Genomic DNA, 21,396 nt, shown 5'->3' with positions numbered 1-21,396 from the left:
CGTCGGGACCCGTCGTCGGGCTCAGCGCGGACCCGCGAGGAACACCTCGGCGATGCGGGCGTGCAGCGTGGCCAAGAACGCGTCGTCGTCCACGTCGCGGTCCACGTGGTTGAACACGCCGTCCGTGCCTACCTCCAACACCAGCCAGCGTCCCTGGGCGTCGCGCATCAGGTCCGCGCAGCCGAAGCTCGAGAGCAACCCCGTCGCGGACAAGGCCGCCCGCGCGGCGACCCGCGCCTCCTCGGGGGCCTCACCTGCGCTCTCGTAGCGGCCTCCGCGCGCGTGGCTGACCCACGGCCCTCCGAGGGTGTCGTCGGGGAAGCGTCGCACGTTGAAGCCCAGCAGCTCACCGCCCACGGCGTAGATGCGGAACACCTCGGGACGCACGCTCTCGATGAAGGCCTGCACCACGAGGGGCCGCGGCCAGCTCGAAGGGAGCGCGGCCAGCGCGTCCTCCGTGAGCATACGGTGGCCGTGCGCCCCCACGCCGGTCGGATACTTGAGGCAGTAGCGATCCGTGGCGCCGAGGAAACGCCGGGCCTCTTCCGCCGAGTCCACCAAGGTGGTCTCGGGCGAGGGGACGGCACCACGCTCGAACGCTCGCGCCAGCAGGCGCTTGTCGGCGGCGAGGGTGATGGCCTGCTGGGGCACGAATGATCCGGACGGGAAGCCGGCCATGCTCTCCGGCCACCCGAGCACGTAGTTCCATTCGGCTGGGGTCTCCGAGATGGGCACGCCCGTGGCCGCCGCCAGCGCGTTCGCCAACGGCTCGAATCCCCAGGCGCCCGGCCCCGCGTTCACGATGACGCTCTTCATGCGCGTCACTCTACTCCGCGCCGCGCGTGCGGCGAGCGCTCCACGGCCCGCAGCTGCTCACCCGCCCAGCTTGTGCTCTTGCACGATGGCGGCGTTCTTCGCGGCGCTGGCGATCGCGGCGGGGCGCGCCTCCAGGCGCTCGGCGTACGCGACGAACGCGGCGCGCTTCTCGAGCATTCCGAAGCGCAACATGTAGCGCACGGTACCGCCGAACACGACGTCCGCCATGCTGAAGCGCTCGCCGAGCAGCCACGGACCGTCACCGATGGCGTCCTCCATGGTGGCGAGCATGTTCTCGTACGTGCCCCACCCGGCCGACTGCGGCTGGTAGTCCCACTTGGACGCCTGCGCATAGCAGCCGGGCTCGACGACGGACGGCGCGAACAGGATCCAGCGCAGGTACGGGCCTCGCTCTGGTGTGTCGACCTTGGGCGCCAGTTCGCCATAGGAGTAGCGGTCGGCGAGGTACAGGGCGATCGCGGCGCTCTCGGCCACCGTGACGTCGCCGTCGACGAGCGTGGGCAGCTTGCCCATGCGGTTCTTCTGGTGGAACTCGCTCGTGTGGTGCGCGCCTTGCCCCATGTCGACGTACTCGAGGGTGTAGGGCACGCCCAGCTCTTCCAGCATCCACACGACGTTGGCGGCGCGGCTGAAGGGGTGGTGATAGAGGACGATGTTGTTCGCGTTGGTCATGCCCGCGAATCTAGTGGCCTCGTCTTCTGCGTGGTAGGGCGAACACGACCACGCTGACAGACTGCTGACATGTTTCGTCAGCGCGTGCGCCACCGGGCGCTCGTGGTGCTCACGGCGTGCGCGACTTCGGCGTGTTCCCCACGCGGCACTGCGCGACGGTGCCCCGGAAGCCGTCTGCGTCGAACAGCTCGGCGTGCGCGAGGCCAACCCCTGCTTCGGCTGCGAGGTGGGTCAGCCGCAGCCCGAACGCCGAACCGCGTGGCTCTCCGCTGAACGTCAGGTTCAGGTCGGCGTTGATGGCCACCGGTGACTCGGGCGCGCGCTGCCGTCGGCTCAGCTCGGCCAGGCCCGCCATCAGGTCGGCGGCGCCCACGCAGCGGACCAGGTCGGAGCACGGCTCTCCCTCGACGAAGACGGCCGGAGGGGTCACCCACAGCGCGGGCTGCGCGGCGTCGCGCGCGGTGACCCAGCGCAGGTCGCAGAAGTACTCGAACGACGGCTGTCGCCCGGGGTCTTTGGAAGCGCGGAACATACCGCTCGACTCGGCTTCCCCTGGGGGTGGGAAGGGCGCCGGTCCGTACACGCTGCTCGGGGCGTCCGATCCCGCGAGGAACAGACCGCTCGCGCGCGCCACCACGGCGTCACCACACCGCAGCTCGGCCTCCCCTTGGCGCAGGCGACCGCCTTCACGCTGCACGTGGGCACGCCCCGTCAGCGCGTCGAACGGGATGGGCTTGAGCAGGTCGATGGTGAGCCGCGCCACCTGAAATCCGGGTCGTCGCAGCGCGCCTTCGAGCAGCCGCGCGAGCAAGCCGGCCGCGGCGCTGCCGTTGCACAGCCCCGGGTCCCAGCCGCTGCGGGCGGGGGCGAGCGGCACGAAGGCATCGTCGTGTCGTCGAAAGGTCGGGGCGAGCGCAGGTTCGGGCATGGACATGGGCGACGCCCGTAGCCTACGAGGCCACGGGCGAACGCCAAGCCGAGCCCGGCCTGGGTCAGCGCGAACGCCGAGTGGCGCCCGGCGCGGGTCAGTGCAGGCTCTCGCGCGGGCGCGTCGACGGCTCCTCGTCGGCCTTCAGCCAGCGGTTCAGCTTGCGCGAGGCCTCCTCGGTGAGCGAGTCCCAGCCGTCCTTCACGGACGCCTTCACGTGGTCGAGCGACTCCTCGATGCGACGAGCCTCCTCACGCGCGTCGCGGCGTGCGTCGGCGCGCAGCTCGACCAGGCGCGCCTCGAGGTACTTCTGCTTCGCGATGACGCGGTCCTTCAGTTCGGATTTCTGACTCATGGGGTCTCCTTGGTGTGGGTCAACGATGGATGCCCCGAGCCAGTGCAGGGTGCGGGCCAACGGCCAACCACGCCGAAACGTCGCCAAAAACCCGCAAATGCGGCCCAAAAGTGTGGCGCTTTGCCCCAGTCGCCGCGTGACGCCACGCACCACCGCGCGCATGTTCGCCCGGCTCTCCACGAAGAGCTGCCCGACGGGCGCAGACGGGCTATGCGTGTGTCCATGAGCTCCCGTGCCTCGACTCGGCGGCGGCGCATCGTCGCGCTGTGCCTCACGCCCTTGGTGGTGTGGTTGCTGGTCGCGCTCGCCCTCGAGACCGCCTGGGGGCGTCGCACCGCTGGCGCATGCATCGCGTCCGCCGTGTCCGACGCCATCGCGGGGCGCATGCGCATCGATCAGGTCGTGTCGATGGGCTTCTCCACCGCGCACGTGCGCGGCCTCGCGTTCGAGGACCCGCGCGGCCGCGACGTGATCCACATCGACGACGCGCAGGTGCACATCCTGTGGACCGAGCTGCTCATGGGCACCGTGCGCCTGGACGTGGCGCGTGCGCGCGGGGCCGAGGTCATCCTGTTCACCGGGGACGCCAACAGCACGTCCATCGAGGACGCCTTCGCCGCGCCTGGACCGAGCGACGCGGCGGAGAGCGACGACGACGGCGTCAAGGTGCTGCTCGACCACGTGGCCATCGAGGACGCGACGGTGCGCGTGCTGACGGGCGCGTCCATCGCCGTGCACGTGACGCAGGCCGGGCTTCACCTGGATCACGACCTGGAGCGCCAAGGCGACGGGCAGCGTCCGACGGACGTGGTGCTCTCGGACGTGTACGGCAACTTCTTCATGGATGGCCGCCCCGCCATCAGCGGAACCGACGTGCGCGCCACGGGGTCCATCTTCGACCTGCGGCTGCGGGTCTGTCATCCGCATGGGTTGGTCGCCATGCGCCTCCGCCTTGGCGCGGGACAGCCGCGCATCACCTACGCGGCCGACCGCCCCCTGTTGAACATCGCGTTGCGCTGGGTGGACCGCCTCTCGGACATCGCGCTCGACAGCGGCGAGGTCGACTTGCGGGACGTCCCGCGCTGCGGACCACCTCCAGCGCGGGAGTGACGCGTGTGTGGTCGACGGGGGTCCGTGGAGTCACTATCGTCCGCGGCATGGACGCGACGTGCATCGTGTGTGGGGGACGAGTAGCGGCGCCCGCCGCGAGCGATGGGGCTCAGCGCTCGCGCGCCGCGACCTCGCGGAGGAACACCGTGAGCTCTCTCGCGACGTCCGCGCGCTGCTCGAGGAGCACGAAGTGCGTGCCCGGCAGCTCGCGGTAGCGCACGCGGGGGTGTCCGTGCGCCCAGGCCCGCACGCGTGCCGTGCGCACCATCGCGTCGTGGTCCCCTTGGACGAGCAGCGTCGGGACACGCGGCGTCGCGGCGCGCGAGGACACGCCAGACAGGAGCACCATCCCGTCCACGGTCGCGTCCAGCCGAGGCGCCAGCTGCGACGCGCCGATGGCCCCCGCGCTGATCCCCGCGAGGACCATCCGCTGCGCACCCTCGGCCCGGAGGTAGGCGATGGATGCGCGCACGGTGGCCTCCCCGGCGGGCTCCGCCCATCTGCCGTCGAACGTCGTCGAGGGACACACCGTGAGCGCACCGACCGCGCGCGCGCTCCGTGCGACCTCGAGGCACTGCAGCGCGAAGTTCCCCGCGAAGCCGTGCAGGAACACGATCCCGAGCGGAACGGCTGGCGCGTCCTCTGGCCGAAGGCGCACGACGATGGCGTCGAACGCGTCAGGCCCCTGCCCGTCGAGCAGCGTCGTCGGGACGGGGGGTGCCGAGGCGCGCACCCTCCTGCTCCGTGGCGGGATACGAGCGGCGGAGGAGCTCGGGCAGCGTCGGGAATTCGGGCGCTGGCACCGCGCCCAGCGCGACCAGTAGGCGACTGCCCACCAACGCCGCGTCGCGCTCCTCGAACAGCCGGTTCACAAAGCGCGCGGTCGAGACGACGTGTCCGCTTCGATTCAGCACGACCAGCTCCGTGGCGTGGTTGCCCCCGAAGGCCACCACGCGCGTCGTCACCAGCAGCACGAGCAAGCCGGGCGCGGCGCCGCGCAGCAGCCGACGCCAGCGGCCCGTCCTGCGCGACGTGCCCACGGTCGTGAGCGCGGCTGCGAGCGCCAGCGCGTCGAGGGCGTAGAGCCAGCCCCACGCGCTCAGGTCCCCGCGCCCGAGAGCCAAGCCCACCGCGCCTGCCGCGCCCAAGATGGCTGCCGTCGGCAGCGCAAGCGCACGGCCGAGCCAACGTGGCCAGCGGGGGTGCTCCGGAGCGACAGGGTCCACGGCGTCACGACGCTCCGCTCGAACCCGTCATTCCTGGCGCCGTGGCATCGCGCTGGGCGCACCGTGCGCGCCCGTGTCCCGCGGAGAGTCAGGCATGTCCATACGGTACGCGAGCGCGCATGCTGCGCCCAGCGCCGAGTCGTCACCCGACCCTCACCGCAAAGGCCTCGGAATTTTTCCGCCCCGCACCCGAGGGAGGGCGACGTCAGACTCCGGGTATCCCGAGAGCGCGCACCTCTGCGCCCCGCTCCCGCTCGGTGAACACCATGTCGTCATCTCCTCGGCTCCCCTCTCTCGTGTTCTATGTGCTCGCCTCGAGCCTCCTGCTCGCGCCCGGCTGCGGCGACGACACCACGCCTCCTGGCGCGGACGCCAGCGTCGATGGTGGCATGGGGGGGGATGGAGGTAGCCCCGACACTGGCATGACGAACGATGCTGGGAGCGGCGACGCGGGGGACACGGACGCAGGTGTCGGTGACGACAGCGGCGTCGACGCGGGTGGCATGGATCTGGGCACCGTGCCCTGCACCATGGACGGCCAGTGTCCCAGCAGCGCCTTCTGCGACACGGACTCTGGCCTGTGCGTGTCCGACGTGTGCACCCCGGGCCCCTCCACCTGCGACGGCGCCGACGTGCGCCTGTGCCGCGCGAACGGCAGCGGCACCGACGTGACGGACACCTGCACCGGCGGCGAGCAGTGCGTCGTCGGTACCGGCGGGGCGGCCTGTCTGTGCGTCGCGAACGACCACGAGGCTTGCGACCAGGGTGACGTCTACGCCTACGACTCGTGCGGTGTGCGTGGCGCGCGCGTGCAGGACTGCACGTCGCCGCAGGTCTGCACGGACGACGGAAACGGCGCCCTCACCTGCGCGCTGCCCACGGTGTGCACCCAGGACAACGAGTGCCTGAGCACGTCCTGGTGCAACACCAGCACCGGCATGTGCGAGCCCGACGTCTGCAACTTCTCCCTGTCCATGTGCGACGGAAACAACCTCGTCCAGTGCCGCGCGAACGGCAGCGCGATCGACATCACGGCCACGTGCACGGGCGGCCAGCAGTGCGTGCCCGGCGCGGGCGGCGGGGCCCTCTGCCGCTGCGTCTCCGGCTACGACCTGGGCTGCTACCAGGGTGACGTCTACTACTACGACTCCTGTGGCGTGCGAGAGCTGCGGCGCGAGGACTGCACGGCGCCGGAGCGCTGCATCGACGACCCGGTCACCGGACCGGACTGCGGCCTGCCGGACGTCTGCACCTCCAGCTCCGACTGCTACTTCGACGACTGGTGCCACCTCGAGTCGGGCGAGTGCCGCCCTGACGTGTGCACGTCCGTGCCGGCGTTCTGCAGCGGCCAGCAAGTGCTCATCTGCGGCGGGGGCGGCGAGGCCTACACGCCGCTCGACACCTGCGTCAACGGCGAGCAGTGCGTGGTGAACACGGGCGGTGTGGGTGAGTGTCGCTGCGTCCCGAACGCGTTCCTCGGCTGCTACAGCACCGAGATCTACAACTTCAACTCGTGCGGTCAGCGCGGCACCCTCTACCAGTACTGCACCAACCCGCAGGTGTGTCAGGTGGGCGCCGACGGTCAGCCCTTCTGCGCAGCGCCCATCAACTGCGCCGCCGACAGCGACTGCGCGCCGGGCTCCTTCTGCGATGCGTCGCTGTGCACGCCGCAGGTGTGTGTGCCTCAGGCGCGCGTCTGCGACGGCGACAGCGTGCTGCGCTGCAACGCGCGGGGCTCCGGCTACGATCTCTACGACAGCTGCACCGGCGGTGAGTTCTGCGACACCTCGGGCGGCAACGCGGTCTGCAGCTGCACGCAGGACGCCTACCAGGGCTGCTACAACGGCAACGTCGCGAACTTCGACTCGTGCGGCCACTTCCACAACGTGGCCACCTCCTGCCCGCTGCTGAGCCCGTGCAGCGACGGCGCGGCGGGCCCGGCCTGTCGCTCGCGCGACGCTTGCGACGACGACGGGGACTGCGACGCCGGGGAGTTCTGTGAGCACGAGGCGTGCGTACCCGTCGTGTGCACGCCCGGTCAGGCGTTCTGCAGCGGCGAGAGCATCCGCGAGTGCAATGCCAACGGCTCGGACAGCACGCTCATCAACGACTGCGGGGCGGGCGAGCTGTGCAGCGTGGTGAACAACGCGCCTCGCTGTGGCTGCGTGGCGGACGTCGCGGTCGGCTGCGGCACGGACGGCAACGTGCACCGCTTCGACTCCTGCGGCCGCGCCGGCGCCATCGTCGAGACCTGCAGCGGCGGCCTCACGTGTGTCGACACCGGGGTGGGCGCCACCTGCTCGGACCCGAGCTCCTGCGGGACCAGCTGCGTGTGCGCCAACACGGGCACCGAGGGCTGCTACGCGGGCGACGTCTACAACCTGACCAGCTGCAACGAGCCGGCCTCGCTGGTGGAGGCGTGCCAGGGTCAGATCGAGTGCAACACCATCGGCGGTCCGCCCGCGTGCCGCAGCTCGGTGGCGAACACGAGCGCCACCTACTACACGCGCTCCTGCCCGCTCACCCATCAGATCGAGCACCCCACGGCGCTCGACGGTGACTGCCGCTGCTCGAGCAACCGCGTGCCCTCGGCGGGCATCCAAGAGTGCGTGAGCGCCCAGTACTTGCCCCCGGCCACGTCGTTCGGCACGGGCCCGCGTGTGCGCCCGCTGGCCCAGCCTCACATCAACGGCGGCTTCCTCGACGCCAGCACGCGCGAGGTCTACGTGGGCGTCGACTGGTCGTCCGCCGCGCACCCCAACTCGGGCCTCGTGATGGCCATCCACCTGGACACCGGCAACCGACGCATCGTGTCCGGTGGCTATGACGCGGGCGGCGCGGGCTTCAGCGAGACCGGCACCGGCCCCAGCTTCCACAAGGTCATCGACGTGCGCCGCGGCGCCGACGGGAACCTCTACGCGCTGAGCGTCCCCAGCTCCAGCGTGAACCTCGAGATCATCCGCGTGAACCCCGCCAACGGTCAGCGCACGCTCGTCTGGCGCGCGCAGGACGCGGGGTTTGCCCAGTGCGCCAGCGGCGACCCGGCCCGCATGGGCGCGCAGGTCAACGACCGCGGCTTCGCGCTCGACAGCGCGGGCAACTTCTACCTCGGCTTCAGCAACACCAGCCCGTACGGCGAGGGCGTGGGCATCGTGCGCATCGCGGCGAACGGCATGGGCTGCTCGTTCGTGACCCGCTCGGGCGCCCAGTCGCTCAACGCCTACTTCGGGCAGGACGTGGGCGGCGGCTACGTGTTCGACCGCGGTCGCTACCAGGGCTTCGAGATCCGCAACGACACGCTGTACGCCGTCCAGCATGCGTACCTGACGCTGGTCGAGGTGGACCTCCTCACCGGTGCGCGCACCCGCATCACCAGCGCGTCCACCAGCAGCGTGCTCGGCGACGGACCCACCAGCACGGCGGGCCTCGGTCAGCGCTGGGTGCTCTACGACGCGGCGCGCGACCTGTTCTGGACCTCCGGTACCATCAACCGCCGCATGCTCATCGCGGTCGACCCCGCGACGGGCGAGCGCACCGAGGCCTTCTGCCAGAGCGTGAACGCCGACCGCTCCTGGCGCGACCTGTGCCTCGGCGGCGCGCTCATCGCGGGCTACCAGAACGAGGGCGGCATGTGGCTCGACACCAACGGCGACCTCATCCTGGTGCACGAGAACTTCTCGCTCGTGCGCGCCAACCTGCGCGACGGCAACTCCATCCGCTTCTCGCTCTGAGCCCCGCCGTGTCCGACGCGCCGGCGGCGGCGCGTCAGACGAGCGGCTGGTTCAGCTCGGTACGGAACTGGGTCCCGTCCGTGGTGCTCTCGGGGCCCACCAGGTAGCGCTCGTAGAGGTCGTCGCGGCCCGTCAGCCCTTGGGCCGCGACCCACGCCTTGAACGCACCCCACGCCTCGCCCAGGCCCTCGTAGGGGCCCTGGTAGATGGCGCGGGCGACGCGCGTCGCGGGCCAGTCGCCCGGCACCACGCGCCCCGCCGCAGCGACCGGCTGGTCCACGGGCACGCAGGCCTCGAAGTCGAACACGGCCGGGTCGACGCGCAGGTGGTGCGTGAACCAGGGCCCGACGGGGGAGCGCCCCTGCTCGAGCACCATGGCGTAGACCTCCGAGATGGCCGGGCCCATGACCTCGTGGATCTTGTCGCGCGGGGTCGTGACGGGGACCTTGGCGACGAGCAGCGCCTCGGTCTCGGTGACGTGGGGGTTCTCGAGCATGCTGGACCGTCCTTCGGTCACAGCGTCGCCGCCAGCGCCATGAGCTGATCGGCGCACTGCCCCCAGCCCTGGTGGAAGCCCATCGCGACGTGCTGCTCGCACGCCTCGACCGTCCAGTGGCGCACGCGCGCCGTGTAGCGGGTCTTGTCGCCCTCACGAGCGAAGGTGAGCTCCACCGCCATGAAGGGCTTCCCGGCGGGCCGCCAGCCTGCGGCGAACGCGTCGGTGAAGACCAGCTTCTCGTTGGGGACCACCTCGAGGTACACGCCCTCGTTCGGCATGTCCTGCCCCTCGGGGCTGCGCATGGTGATGCGGTTCGCGCCGCCCGCGCGCACGTCCAGCTCGGCGCTCGGGGTGGTGAAGGGCGCGGGCGCGAACCACTGCATCAGCAGGGCAGGCTCGGTCCAGCAGCGGTAGAGCTTCTCGGGGGCGACGTCGACGAGGCGCGTGAGCACGAGCTCGCGGTCGTTTTCAGGGGTCGGTTCGGTGGTCATGCGGGTTCCTCTCGTGTGGCAGGCGAATGGCGCGGGATGCAGCGCCGTGCGCGTCAGGCTCGTGTGGACGACGCCTCGCTGAGGCGGTCCAGGTGCATGCGGATGTGAGCGGCCTCGGCCGCGGTCGTGGCCAGGCTGATGGCGCGGTCGAAGGCCTCGCGGGCCTCGTGCGGGCGTCCCAGCTGCAGGAGCAGGCCGCCGCGCAGGCCGTGAAAGTAGAAGTAGCTCCCGAGGCGCTCGCTCAGCGGCTCGACCATGCGCAGCGCCACCTCGGGCCCCTCGACCTTCGACACGGCCACGGCGCGGTTGAGCGTGACGATGGGGGACGGCCGCAGGTGCTCGAGCGTCGCGTACAGGCGGTCGATCTGCGCCCAATCCGTGTCCGCGGCGGTCTCGGCGCGCGCGTGGAGGGCCGCGATGGCGGCCTGCACCTGATACGGCCCGGGCGCGCGGTGCAGCATGGCCTTGTCCAGCAGCGCCAAGCCCTCGCGGATGGCGCGTGGGTCCCAGCGTCGGCGGTCCTGGTCCTCCAACAGGATGACCTCGCCCGCGGCGTCGAAGCGCGCGTCGCGGCGGGCGTGCTGCAGCAGCATGTTCGCGAGCAGGCCCATCAGCTCGGGCTCGGAGGGGAACATGCGCAGCAGGAGGCGCATCAGGCGGATGCCCTCGTCGGCCAGCTGGGCGCGCTCGGGCTCGGCGGCGGCCGAGTAACCCTCGTTGAACACCAGCTGCAGCATCGTCGCGACGGCGGCCAGGCGGTCCGACCGCTCGCCCGCGTCAGGCGTCGCGAACGGGAGCCCCGCCGCGGCGACCTTGGCTTTGGCACGTGTGATGCGCTGCTCCATCGCGGATTCACCCACCACGAAGGCGCGCGCGATCTGCGCCACGCTCAGGCCCGACACGATGCGCAGCGCGAGGGCGATCTGCTGGGTGGCCGGGAGCTCGGGGTGGCAGCAGATGAACAGCAGCCGCAGCACGTCGTCGCGGTAGTGGCTGTCGTCCAGGCGCTCCACCAGGTCGGCTTCGGCTGCCTCGGCTGGCGTGCCCAGGTCGTGCCCTTCTCCCGCCTCCAGCGGGCGCAGCCGGGCGTTGCGCCGCACGCTGTCGAGCGCGGCGTTGCGCCCGACCATGATGAGCCAGGCGGCGGGGTCGCGTGGGGGGCCGTTCTCGGGCCAGGACCGGAGCGCGCGCAGGCACGCGTCCTGGAACGCCTCCTCCGCGAGATCCAGGTCTCTGAAGTAGCGCAGGAGCGCCGCCACCGCGCGGGGCCGCGCCGACGTGAGCGTGCTCTGCAGCGTCCCGAGCTCGCTCATGTCAGCGTCCCGTCCCCGCCACGTTCTCGGGCGACACCGGAGTGCCCGGCACGTACAGGGCGATCGGGCGCAGCTCGTAGGCCCCGCCCGGGTTCGCCTCGGTCAGCTCGCGGGCGAACTGCAGGCCCTCCTCCAGGTCGGCCACGTCGATGATGTAGAAGCCGAGCAGCTGCTCCTTGGTCTCGGCGTAAGGGCCGTCCAGGACCAGGCCGTCCGCCTTGCGCAGGGTCGTGGCCGACGTCGTGGGCAACAGCCGGATGGCCGGCTTGAGCTTGCCGGCTTGCTCCCAGCGGTCGTGCACCACGCCGAGGCGGGCCATCACGGCGTCGTCCTCGGCCTGGGTCCAGGACCAGACGACGTCTTCGGAGTTGTAGCAGAGCACAGCGTAGAGCATGGGATTCGGGCCTCTCGTTCGTTCGAGGTTGATCAAGGACGAACGAAGCTAGCCGTGGCCGACATGGGGGGCTGCTTTTTTCTCCGGGGGGTGCGATTCGTCCCTTGGGCCCCTGCCAAGCCCACTGGGCTCGGCGAGGGGCTGCCCCACGGCGCTCCAGATCCAGCAACCCGGACTCGTTCCCCCGAGCCAACCTCCTGTCCTACGGCACCCCCCCCGCACCCAGGTGTCGCGTATCCGTCGACCCGGAACACCGTTGATGGATACGTAGTTCTCAACGTGCGGACGAACGCGAAGTCAAACACTATTTTAGCTGAACGTCGACATTAGGACGTTGACTTCGTAGTTGTGTGTTGATAATTGGTGCGCGTACGCACATTCCACGTTGGAACGGCGATGCACATATGAGGGAAGAACGTTCATGAAACGCATGATGTTTATTGGTGTTGTAGCGCTTTGCTTGGGCTACATGATGGGTCCTTCGACGGTCGAGGCGGAATTGTTTGCGGCGCTGGGTCGTCCGAACGTCGGTTCGGAGGAAGGGTGTTGGAACGAGGCGGCAGGATACCTCGAGCTCAACTGTGGCAGTACCTCGACGCTCCGAACGTGGATCATGCCGGCGACGGAGAACGATCTCGGAACCACGACTTCGGCACAGATCATCGTCCAGTCTCCGGACGGACTTGTCAGCAACGCCCGCTGTACGGCCTTTAGCGTGTCCTCGACCGGCTTCAGCTTCGGGGCGGACTCTTACCTCACATCGTCCACGGGGTTGCAGACCATGAGCAGCTCCGTCACGAGCCGTTCGGGCGAAGACTACGGTTTTACCGCGTGCTTCCTGAACAAGACCGATCGGATCTACGCGTACGAGGTGCTTTGATCGGGGACAATCGAGTCCCGATGTAACATGGTGCACGTCGGATCCATTCTTGGCGCATGTTTGCGCGAAGCGTGGATCCGGTGTCGTTGTACGTGGTGAATGTATGAAGATTGATTTCAGGCGCGTGGTGTTCACGTCTGCACTGTTCTGTGTTGGGTGGCTGTTCGGGCGTGTGGTCGATTCGGATGATGCCGCTGAACGTATCGTCGTGATGGACGATTCTTCTGTGGAGGGCACGGGCGCGTCGCGAACCTCGGGACTGACTCGTGCCGAGGTAGAGGAGATGATTCGACGTGCGCGTGTCGAACCCAATGCTCCTGTCGGTGACGCGAACGGTTCCGTTGTTGTAGGGGCCGAACTTTCCGATGTTCAGATGGAGGTGGCCCCGGACGAGCTCGCGAACTCCGATGACGAAGAAGCGTCTTCCGCCGAGACGGTCGCGCAGTTGGAGGCCGCGCTTGCGGCGGAACCCGTGGACGAGGAGTGGAGCTACGACGCGGAGCTTCGGTTGGAAGCCACGCTGCAAGAGGCTCTCGCGGATGTCGATCCGAGTGCACGTCTCGATGGCGTCGTCTGCGGCACGACGTTTTGTCGGGCCAATGTCGTCTCCGACGAAGGGGACGCCTACGGTTCCACGTACTCGGCCATCATGAACGGACGATTCATCTGGCATGGGAACGGTGGAAGCGTCGTCCGATCGGACGACAGCGCACGCACCCAGATCTATGTGGCCCGTGCCGGGCACGATCTGCCTGCCGTAGTCAATCCGGTTCCGGGGTCTTCGATCTGATTGGTGCCGTGCCCGTCTCGCTACCGCGGTCCCGCGCTCATCGTGTCGAACGTCGGGTCGCCCAAGCGCTCGTGCAGGTACCAGAGCGCGAGACCGGTCGAGTGCCAGTTGCTGGCCTCACCCCCGCCTGGGGTCCAGTCCCACCCGCCGTCGGCTTGTTGGGCGTCCAGCGTGGCGCGCACGAGCGCGTCTGGCACGCGGAAGCCCTGCCCGAGGTAGTGCAGCAGGGCGGCGGCTTCGAGCGCCAGGTCGGTCGCGACGGCCGGGGCGACGATGTCCACCAGCGCGTCCACCACAGCCACCCAACGCCAGGCAGACAGCGGGAACGAGCAGCCATGATCGCTGGCCCACACGAAGGCCAGCGCGACGTGTGTTAGCGAGCGTGTCTGCTGATGCCGATCGGTGCCTCTGCTGAGCAGCGGGCGTGAGGGCAGTGGCCCGCGCGAGTGCGCGATGGGCCTCAAGACATGCCGGTCATTTCACCTTGGATCCGGGTCCAGGGTAGACGGCGTTGCAGGAGCCCGGGGCGTTGGCATGGAGCCGGCCGCGACGGAATAGGTGACGAGGCCGTAGTTTGGCGACGGCGCCCTCGTCACGCCCCGGCCACCTATCCAGAGTTCCCAGGGTCAGCGCTTCATCGTTCATCGCGGTTCGGACGTCAACTCTTGGGAGCAGAGTCTGCCCTCGGTGGGAGCGGCGAGGCCGAGACGATGTCCATGTTGCGGGCTTGCGGGAAGGCGTCTCGGGGGTCCCACGATGCTGCACGGTCATGGGGTCCGAGAGCGGCTCGTGGTAGGGCCGACGGATCGCGGAGGCCGTCCGCGCGTGGTGGTTGTGGTCGTCCGGCGGTACCGGTGCCAGGGCTGCGGGGCGGTGGTGATGGTGGTGCCGCGGGGTGTGTTGCCGCGCCTGCGGTACTCGCTGGTGGCGGTGGTCACGGCGCTGGTCGCGTGGGGTCACGAGGGACGTGCGGGCTGGCGGGCACGCGCGGAGGTCAGCCCGTGGTCGAGCTCGGGCGACGAGAGGCTGCACGGCTGGCGGTCACTCACGCGCTGGGTGAGCGGCCCGCTGACGATGGGGCTCTACGTGGACGCAACGGCACCACCGCGAGCGCGGGCGGGTGCCATCGCGACACAGCTCGCCGCGCTGGCGCCGCTGCCGACGGGCGTCGTGGCCACCGATGCGGTGTGCGGCGCGCTCCATCGCTGATGCGCATCGCGCCTGAATGAGCGCTCCAAGTCGTCCCACCAGCTCTGTTCGTTCCGAGCGTCCGGGACCTGGGTGATGACTCCCCGAGCTGCGCGATGGACGCGCGCGAAGGAGAGTCATCATGCCCCCATCCCTCGAATCACTTGCTCCCAAGGATCCTGCGGAGGACCTCGCGGTCTTCCGCGCGCAGGTCGTCGGCCCGCTCTTGTGTCGCGACGGGCGCACGCACGGCGAGCTCGCCGAGGCGCTGCGCGAGCTGTCGCGCACGCCCGTGCGACCGCCGGGGTCATCACGGCCAAGGACCTACTCGGTGGCGACGCTGGAGCGCTGGTACTACGCGTTCCGCGCGATGGGGCTGGACGCGCTCCGGCCTGCCCGACGAGCGGGCGTGCGGCTCGCGCAAGCGCTCGGCGACGTGGAGCGCGAGCTGCTGCTCGAGATTCGTCGCGCCCATCCGCGTGTCCCGGTGAGCGTGGTGCTCGAGACGCTGGTCGCTGACGGGCGCTTGGACCGCACCCGGATCTCGGCGTCGACGTTGCGCCGCTTCTACCGCGTGCACGGGCTCGATGCTCGGACGCTGCGGCACAGCGACCTCGAGCCGCGGCGACGCTGGCAGACCGCGACCCCGAACGCGCTGTGGCACGCGGACGTGTGCCACGGCCCCGCACTCCGCATCCACGGCAAGTCGGTGCCGCTACGCATCCACGCGATCCTCGACGACTACAGCCGCCACATCATCGCCCTCCAGGCCACCACCAACGAGCGAGAGAGCGAGATGCTCATGCTCCTGGTCAAGGCCCTCCGCTCGCACCCCGCACCCGAGGTGCTCTACCTCGACAACGGCGCCACCTACTCGGGCACCGCGCTCACGACGGCGTGCGCACGCATCGGCATCGGGCTGGTGCACGCCAAGCCCTACGACCCGCAGGCGCGCGGCAAGATGGAGCGCTTCTGGCGCACCCTGCGCGAGCAGTGCCTCGACCACTGCGCGGGCCTCGGCTCGCTGCACGACGTGCAGGTGCGGCTGCTCGCGTGGCTCAACGAGCGCTACCTCGTCACGCCGCACGGCGGGCTCATGGGGCGCACGCCCACGGAGGCCTATGCCGATGGCGAGCGACGAGCACCGGTCGCAGAATCGATGCTGCGTGAAGCGCTCACCGTGCGTGCGCGACGACGCATGCTCGGCGACGGGACCGTGTCCATCGCAGGGAGCGAGTTCGAGCTGGACCAGGGATACCTCGCCGGCCACAACGTCACCGTCGCGCGCTCGCTGCTCGACCCGACCACGCTGCCGTGGGTCGAGCACGAGGACCAGCGCCTCGCGCTCCGTCCCGTCGACCCCAAGGCCAACGGCAAGGCCAAGCGCACGCGGCGCCCCACCAGCACCAAGGGCATCGACAGCGTGCCTTTCGACCCCGCCGAGGCCGTCCTCGACCGCTTCGTCGGGCGTGCCCCCCGACATGCCGCCGAGAAGGGAGCTGCGCTGTGAACGCCAACGCATGGGCCCACTACTTCGGCTTCGCGTCGCCGCCGTTCTCGAAGGAGATCCGCGACGACGACCTCTGGGTCCCCGCGTCGCGCGAGCGCCGCGTCGACCGCCTCGTCGAGGCTTGCCACGAACACCAGCACATCCTGCTCACCGGCGAGCCCGGTGTCGGCAAGACATGCGTCCTGCGCTCGCTACGACAGCGCCTCCCTGAAGCCGGATTCCGTCTCACCTACTGCCACAACGCCACGCTCGGTCGTCGCGACTTCTATCGCCAGCTCTGCCTCGCGCTGGGGCTGAGCCCACGCGCGACGGCGGCGGCGGTCTTCTACGACATCGGCCAGCACATCCACGAACTCGGCGCCGCGCGCGTCCACCCCGTCTTCCTCCTCGACGAAGCTCATCTCCTTCACCAGGACGTGCTCGACCACCTGCACATCCTCGCCAACTACGACTGGGACAGCAAAGCCCTCCTCTCCATCGTCCTCGTCGGCTTGCCCGAACTCGCCGACCGGCTCGCGCTGCGCCGCAACCGCTCGCTGCTCAGCCGAATCCACACGCGCATCCAGCTCGGCGCGGCCTCTCCCGAGGACACCGCCGAGTACATCGAATACCGCGTCCGCGCTGTCGGCGGGGACAACAACCCCTTCTCGAGCGACGCCGTCACCATCCTCCACGAGGCCTCGTCTGGTCGCCTCCGCGACATCGACCGCCTCGCCACCAACGCCCTCCAGCACGCCGCCTCGCGCAAGGTCCGCATCGTCGACCGATCCGTCCTCGGCAAAGTGCTCGCCGACCACCTCAACGACCTCGTCGCCTGAACCAACAGCATACAACTGATGGCCATCATCCCGACGCGCACAGCGCGTCACTGGGGTGGTGGCCATCACGCGTCGCGCGTCCGCGCGCGCTGAGGCGATGGGCATCGCCGCCGTGACCAGCGGCGCGCATCACGCGATGCCCATCAAGCTCCGCGACTTGAGGCCCATCGCTGGGCGTGCGCGGTAACACGTGCGTCGTGCCATAGTCGCCCTGCGCCTCGGCTGCCTGCAGGCGTGCGTCGTAGTCGGCCGGCCACTCGGCGCGGTCGCACTGCAGCGCGGGCATCGTCACGCGGTCGGTCAGCGCGTCCAGCGACTCGAGGTCGCCGGGCACCAGCGGGCTGTCGAAGTCGAACACGCGCCGCAGCAGGCGCATGATGCTGGCGATGGGACCCGGGGCGGTGGTGGTCGCCTGGTCGAAGCGGGCCAGCGCCTGCTCGAACCCCGCGACGGCGAAGCGCCGCGCCAAGAGGTCACCGGCGAAGTGCGCGATGGGGTCCACGTCCCCCTGGCTCAGGAGAAAGGCGTGCGCGGCTGGGAGGATCATCTCCACCTCGGTCCGCAGCGCGGGGGGCAGCGGCGTGACCGTGCCCTCCGGGAGGGTCGGCTCCGGCCCCAGGTCAGGCGCGCTCGCCCCCACGTCCAGCCCACCGTCAGCGACGTCCAGATCGTTCGGTCCACCGTCTGTGCCTTGCTCTGGTCCATGCGCCGCTCCCTCGTCACGCCCGGCATCCCCGACGTCCGCATCCGCACTGGGCTGGCTCCCGTCGAGCGTCCCCACGTCGGATGGCGCGTGCGAAGCGTCGACGCCCGCGTCGAGGGCGTACGTACCGTCCGCACAGCCCGTCGCGCCGGCTGCGCAGAGCAGGCACAGCAGCGCCGTCGGAGCTCGCGTCACCCCACGAGCCTAGCAGCGCTGTCCTTTCGCGCGGGGCGATTGACACTCGTTCACCACGCGCCTAGCACTCGGGCGTGCACATGAAGAACGACGTCGCGAGCCGGATCGAGCAGGTCCTCGTGCGGGAGCTGCTGCAGGGGGCGTACCCGATGGGGACGCGCATGCCGACGGTCCGTGAGCTCGCGGAGCGCTTCGACGTCAACGTCACCACCGTCCAGCGAGCGCTCGCCCGGCTGGAGGCGACTGGCCTTGTCACGGCCCGCCAAGGCAGCGGGATCCACGTGGAGGACCCTGCGCTGACCGGCGAGATCACGCTCGCGCCCGCCCTGTTGGAGGCGGCGCTGCACGACTCCGCGGCGCGCCGCCGCATCCTGCAAGACTTTCTGGACGTCCGCCGCGCGCTCATGACCACGATGATGATCGAGCATCGTGACGCGATCATCGCAGCCGGCGCCACGTTGGTGGGCGCCGCCATCGAGCTGGAGAGCGTCGCGGACGACGACATCGACGGCAAGCTCAGCGCCGACGCAGCCTTCTCGCGCCTGATGGTCAAGCTGGCCGGCGACAACATGACCGTGGCGTGGCTCTACAACACGGCGCTCCGCATGCTGCGGCAGGTCCCCTTTCTCGCGGAAGCCTACTACGCAGACAGCGCCGCGCTTCGGCGCCACAACTTGGCCATCATCCAGGCCCTGGTCGCGACGCGCGAGTCGCGGGGCGAGCTCTGGGAGGAGCTCAACCGGATCCTGGTCGAGATGGACCATGGGATCGTCGAGCGCTTCGAGACGCTGCTGCAGACGATCCGCGACTCCGAAGATGGTGACACGGGGTGACAGAATAAATCACACACTGTCCATCTGGTCGCGATATTGTATGGCATGATTGGGCTCGCATCTGCTTGGAGAGCCGCCCCCCTCATGTCCATCTCCTTGTCTTCCTTGCGCTTCGTCGTTGTCGGAGCGCTCACCGCCGTCTCTCGCCCTCGGTGGCTGTGATGCTCAAGGGTGCGCAGCTGGCTGTCTCGCTGACTGCCTGAGCGACTGCGCCTCGGACTGCGGCAGCTGCGCCGCCTGTGACTGCTCGGATTGCGGCTGCAGCCTGCTGCCCATCCCGGGTGGCTTCCCGTCGGGCCAGGACGCACGAGGCGACCAGCGGCTGCCGAACGCGACGCAGATTCGGCTGAGCCAGCAGGGTCTCGACTTCTTGGAGGCCAACCTGACCGGCCTAGTGAACGGGGCGGTGCCAGGCGGGTTGACGCAGACGGTGACGACAGGCGTGCAGGGGGGCGGTGCGGTGGGGACGAGCGTGAACGTCATCATCTGCTCCGAGCGTGTGCTGAACTTCGACATTGGCTCGGCCGGCGTGTTCAACGGCGAGAACGCAACGGAACAGACCTTCCGGGCCGCGGCCTCGGGCGTGACGGTGGTGGCGATGACGTCGCCCTTCGGGACGACGCTCCACAGCGGATTCTCGGCCCACCGCGTGTCGGACGGCGTGCAGATGTGCAGCGGCGGGTTCCTGGCGCCCAATGGAGGCTCTGAGGTCTTGACACCCCCCGGCTTCGTCGACCGCCCGAATGGCATTTTCACGACGGGCTCGGGGCGAGGGGGATCGAGCCACACGTGACCCTGGGCGCGAGGCGGAAGCGGACGGTGCGCACGCCATCCGTGAAGCGCGGTTGCAGTTCATCCATGGCTTCGAGGGCCTGTGCGATCCGCGTGTGCGGCGCGGGCGGGAGCGGCAGCTCGATGGTGACCACGACGTGGCGCTTCTCGAAGCGGAGCGTGCCGGGGGCCTGCAGGAGGGCCATCAGGGTTCGCGCCCGCGTCGAGGCATCGTGCTGACGGTCGGTCGCGGAGAGGGCGTCCCCGAGGCGGTCGACCAGGTCGCGCACCGCGTTGTCGACGAGGTAGCGCAGAGGGACCACGAGGTCGCGCTTGGTGGTGCAGAGCCAAGCACGCTGGGCGTCGGGTTCGACGGCGCATCGCTCGACGCGAGCGGGGACGCCACGGATCAGCTTCTGTGTGGTCTGCTGGCGGAGATGCGCGGCGACGTACTCGCTCGTCCACTTGCCGCGCTGGGTGCAGCGTTCGGGGCATGACTCGATCTCCGAGACCGTCTCGTTGAGCTGCTCGAGCTCGTCCTTCAAGCGCCCGTACTCCGGGTTGTCGATGGTGCGGTCGTCGGGGGCGCGCGTTGCTTTGCCACGGTCGGACAGGTGGTCGATGCCGGCGCGCTGCCGTCCCGACTTGAAGGAGTTCTCCTGCATGCCGCGCAGCGCGCGGAGCGTCTCGACGACCTCCGCGACATCCATGCTCGTGTCGACGTTCGTGCAGAGCGGAAGCAGCTTGTCGCCGTCGCGCTGCACGATGAGTCGGCTCGCGTGCGTCATACGCGGGTGCTCGAAGACCGCACCACCGATGCCATCCTGCACTGGCGCGATGGTCGCGAGGTCGGGGAGATTCACGGAGGCCGGCACCCAGGCGATGTACTTCACGCCGGTCGCGTTCAGCTTCTCGAGCACATCGAAGTCGAAGCCACCTCGGTCTGACACGAGTACGACGGTCGTCTCCGGAAGCGCCACGCGCAGCTGCTCGGCCATCGGGCCGAGACAGGCCGAGAGGTGGCTGCCCGCGGGGACCGGCTCGCGGAACCAGGCACGACCCATCGCGTCGGTGACCACCACGTCGGCGAGGCCCTTCTCGGCGAGGCGGCGCTTGCTGTTCCAGCCCTTGTCGATGCGCTCCTTGCCTGTATACGTCTTGAAGTGGATGTCGACACCGAAGACGCGGACGTCCATCGGAGCGCGGCGGGCAAGGTGGCGTGCGAGCTCGCCGTGCAGCGCGACGCGATCATAAGTGGCCGTCATCTGGGTGAGCGCGCGATGCATCGTCCGCACGCTCGGGCATCGCTCGGTGCCGAGCACCACCCCGAGCCCATACGCATCGCGCTCGTGCAGCGACTCGAGCGAGTGGTACCCCGCCGCGATGCCCGCGCAGAGGGTCATCGCGATGGTCGGCGCCGAGTACACCGCCTTGTCCGAGCGCTTGGCCGAAGCCACTTCCAGCGCCGGGACGATGCCCAAGTCGCATAGCGTGCTCGTCAGCAGCACCAGGCCCGCGTACTGCGAGCGGTGCTCGGTACCCGCCGCAAGCGGCATGCCGGGGCGCAGCTCTTCGTCGTCCTCCGCATCGCGCGCAGGACGCGTCTCGGGCTCGGCGGCGGGCTCGTCCGCGGGGCTCGGCTCAGGCTCCACCGACGTCAGAGGAAGCTGCGCCGGGAGGTGGGTGCGCAAGCGATGACCGCGCCCCACGGACCCCAATCCCTCCGCGTCGAGCGTCGCGATGACGCGCGGCAGCGACAGCCGCATCGTCCGCGCCACAGTGTCCAGTGATGCCCCGGCGCTTCGCATCGCGATGGCGCGCGAGCGCTCCTCCGCGCTCAGCGGTGAAAGCCCTTCGCGCGTTGGCGCGCGCACCAGACCGGCCGTGCCGCCCTTCTCGTAGCGTCGACGCACTCGCGTGACCTCCGACTCGCTCACGCGGCACACCATCGCAATGCGCTTGCCTCGAAGGCCGATCCTCCGGAGCCCTATGACGGCCAGATCTCGGTGGGTCAGGTCGTCCTCCTGGTATTCGTAGACCACGTGGCCGTGAACCAGGATCCGCACCTGACCCCCGCTGAACAAGCTCGTCACCGTGGTCGGATCCACCCTCTCGAATAGCGCGCTCTGGCTCGATGACGTCGGCATCCCCC

General features: G+C 69.8%; 21 protein-coding genes and 1 pseudogene. 9 read left to right on the top strand and 13 right to left on the bottom strand.

The window, feature by feature from the left end; all coding sequences use genetic code 11:
• Nucleotides 1–21: 21 nt before the first annotated feature.
• The 4 genes from H6726_03620 to H6726_03605 form a co-directional block, all read right to left on the bottom strand.
• Entirely contained in the window at nt 22–816 is a 795-nt protein-coding gene (locus H6726_03620) for an ATP-grasp domain-containing protein (GenBank protein ID MCB9656715.1), read from the bottom strand.
• 57 nt (nt 817–873) lie between these two features.
• Nucleotides 874–1,509 (bottom strand): glutathione S-transferase family protein, encoded by a 636-nt coding sequence (locus tag H6726_03615; GenBank protein MCB9656714.1) that lies wholly within the window; start codon nt 1,507–1,509, stop codon nt 874–876.
• A 109-nt stretch (nt 1,510–1,618) separates the two neighbouring features.
• Complete coding sequence (locus tag H6726_03610) at nt 1,619–2,443, bottom strand: thioesterase family protein (GenBank protein ID MCB9656713.1); 825 nt, start codon at nt 2,441–2,443, stop codon at nt 1,619–1,621.
• 91 nt (nt 2,444–2,534) lie between these two features.
• Entirely contained in the window at nt 2,535–2,792 is a 258-nt protein-coding gene (locus H6726_03605) for a hypothetical protein (protein MCB9656712.1), read from the bottom strand.
• A 222-nt stretch (nt 2,793–3,014) separates the two neighbouring features.
• Between H6726_03605 and H6726_03600 the strand changes: the two genes are divergently transcribed.
• Nucleotides 3,015–3,902 carry a hypothetical protein gene (locus H6726_03600; GenBank protein ID MCB9656711.1) on the top strand — a complete coding sequence of 296 codons (888 nt, stop codon included), beginning with the start codon at nt 3,015–3,017 and terminating at the stop codon, nt 3,900–3,902.
• 109 nt (nt 3,903–4,011) lie between these two features.
• Here H6726_03600 and H6726_03595 read toward each other — a convergent pair whose 3' ends face one another.
• Nucleotides 4,012–4,635 (bottom strand): hypothetical protein, encoded by a 624-nt coding sequence (locus H6726_03595; GenBank protein MCB9656710.1) that lies wholly within the window; start codon nt 4,633–4,635, stop codon nt 4,012–4,014.
• Entirely contained in the window at nt 4,580–5,128 is a 549-nt protein-coding gene (locus H6726_03590; GenBank protein MCB9656709.1) for a hypothetical protein, read from the bottom strand. The genes H6726_03595 and H6726_03590 overlap by 56 nt, the downstream gene beginning before the upstream one ends.
• Nucleotides 5,129–5,394: 266 nt before the next feature.
• Here H6726_03590 and H6726_03585 point away from each other — a divergent pair, with 266 nt between their 5' ends.
• Nucleotides 5,395–8,859, top strand: coding sequence for a hypothetical protein (locus H6726_03585; GenBank protein ID MCB9656708.1), 3,465 nt, complete (start codon nt 5,395–5,397; stop codon nt 8,857–8,859).
• A 34-nt stretch (nt 8,860–8,893) separates the two neighbouring features.
• Here the strand turns inward: H6726_03585 and H6726_03580 are convergent, their stop codons facing one another.
• From H6726_03580 to H6726_03565, 4 genes are read right to left on the bottom strand one after another with little or no spacing between them, the layout of a single operon-like run.
• On the bottom strand, nt 8,894–9,355 hold the full coding sequence (locus H6726_03580) for a GyrI-like domain-containing protein (protein MCB9656707.1): 462 nt from the start codon (nt 9,353–9,355) through the stop codon (nt 8,894–8,896).
• 17 nt (nt 9,356–9,372) lie between these two features.
• On the bottom strand, nt 9,373–9,849 hold the full coding sequence (locus H6726_03575) for an SRPBCC family protein (GenBank protein ID MCB9656706.1): 477 nt from the start codon (nt 9,847–9,849) through the stop codon (nt 9,373–9,375).
• Between the two features lie 53 nt (nt 9,850–9,902).
• Nucleotides 9,903–11,162 (bottom strand): RNA polymerase sigma factor, encoded by a 1,260-nt coding sequence (locus H6726_03570; GenBank protein MCB9656705.1) that lies wholly within the window; start codon nt 11,160–11,162, stop codon nt 9,903–9,905.
• 1 nt (nt 11,163) lies between these two features.
• Complete coding sequence (locus H6726_03565; GenBank protein MCB9656704.1) at nt 11,164–11,556, bottom strand: YciI family protein; 393 nt, start codon at nt 11,554–11,556, stop codon at nt 11,164–11,166.
• A gap of 421 nt (nt 11,557–11,977) precedes the next feature.
• Between H6726_03565 and H6726_03560 the strand changes: the two genes are divergently transcribed.
• Nucleotides 11,978–12,436: a hypothetical protein gene (locus H6726_03560; GenBank protein ID MCB9656703.1), complete on the top strand. Its 459-nt coding sequence runs from the start codon at nt 11,978–11,980 to the stop codon at nt 12,434–12,436.
• A gap of 103 nt (nt 12,437–12,539) precedes the next feature.
• Nucleotides 12,540–13,226, top strand: a complete 687-nt coding sequence (locus tag H6726_03555; GenBank protein ID MCB9656702.1) for a hypothetical protein — start codon at nt 12,540–12,542, stop codon at nt 13,224–13,226.
• A gap of 20 nt (nt 13,227–13,246) precedes the next feature.
• Here H6726_03555 and H6726_03550 read toward each other — a convergent pair whose 3' ends face one another.
• On the bottom strand, nt 13,247–13,579 hold the full coding sequence (locus H6726_03550) for a hypothetical protein (GenBank protein ID MCB9656701.1): 333 nt from the start codon (nt 13,577–13,579) through the stop codon (nt 13,247–13,249).
• Between the two features lie 472 nt (nt 13,580–14,051).
• Here H6726_03550 and H6726_03545 point away from each other — a divergent pair, with 472 nt between their 5' ends.
• The 3 genes and pseudogenes from H6726_03545 to H6726_03535 all read left to right on the top strand — a co-directional run bounded on the left by H6726_03545 (nt 14,052) and on the right by H6726_03535 (nt 16,742).
• Complete coding sequence (locus H6726_03545; protein MCB9656700.1) at nt 14,052–14,435, top strand: hypothetical protein; 384 nt, start codon at nt 14,052–14,054, stop codon at nt 14,433–14,435.
• A 121-nt stretch (nt 14,436–14,556) separates the two neighbouring features.
• Nucleotides 14,557–15,813: pseudogene (locus H6726_03540) on the top strand (DDE-type integrase/transposase/recombinase).
• A 107-nt stretch (nt 15,814–15,920) separates the two neighbouring features.
• Nucleotides 15,921–16,742 carry an AAA family ATPase gene (locus H6726_03535; GenBank protein MCB9656699.1) on the top strand — a complete coding sequence of 274 codons (822 nt, stop codon included), beginning with the start codon at nt 15,921–15,923 and terminating at the stop codon, nt 16,740–16,742.
• A 25-nt stretch (nt 16,743–16,767) separates the two neighbouring features.
• Here H6726_03535 and H6726_03530 read toward each other — a convergent pair whose 3' ends face one another.
• Nucleotides 16,768–17,640, bottom strand: coding sequence for a hypothetical protein (locus H6726_03530; GenBank protein MCB9656698.1), 873 nt, complete (start codon nt 17,638–17,640; stop codon nt 16,768–16,770).
• A gap of 80 nt (nt 17,641–17,720) precedes the next feature.
• On the opposite strand from H6726_03530, the gene H6726_03525 reads away from it, so the two are divergent.
• Nucleotides 17,721–18,473 carry a FadR family transcriptional regulator gene (locus H6726_03525; protein MCB9656697.1) on the top strand — a complete coding sequence of 251 codons (753 nt, stop codon included), beginning with the start codon at nt 17,721–17,723 and terminating at the stop codon, nt 18,471–18,473.
• Between the two features lie 118 nt (nt 18,474–18,591).
• A complete protein-coding gene (locus H6726_03520) occupies nt 18,592–19,266 on the top strand; it encodes a hypothetical protein (protein MCB9656696.1) in 675 nt (224 codons plus the stop codon).
• Here H6726_03520 and H6726_03515 read toward each other — a convergent pair.
• Nucleotides 19,226–21,391: a hypothetical protein gene (locus H6726_03515; protein ID MCB9656695.1), complete on the bottom strand. Its 2,166-nt coding sequence runs from the start codon at nt 21,389–21,391 to the stop codon at nt 19,226–19,228. The two genes, H6726_03520 and H6726_03515, sit on opposite strands and share 41 nt — an antisense overlap.
• Nucleotides 21,392–21,396 lie beyond the last annotated feature (5 nt).

Source organism: Sandaracinaceae bacterium, from assembly GCA_020633055.1.
Taxonomy (GTDB): Bacteria; Myxococcota_A; Polyangia; order Polyangiales; family Houyiibacteriaceae; genus JADJJE01.
The sequence above is the reverse complement of the archived record's forward strand: the minus strand, read 5'-3'. Positions and strand labels throughout refer to the sequence as shown.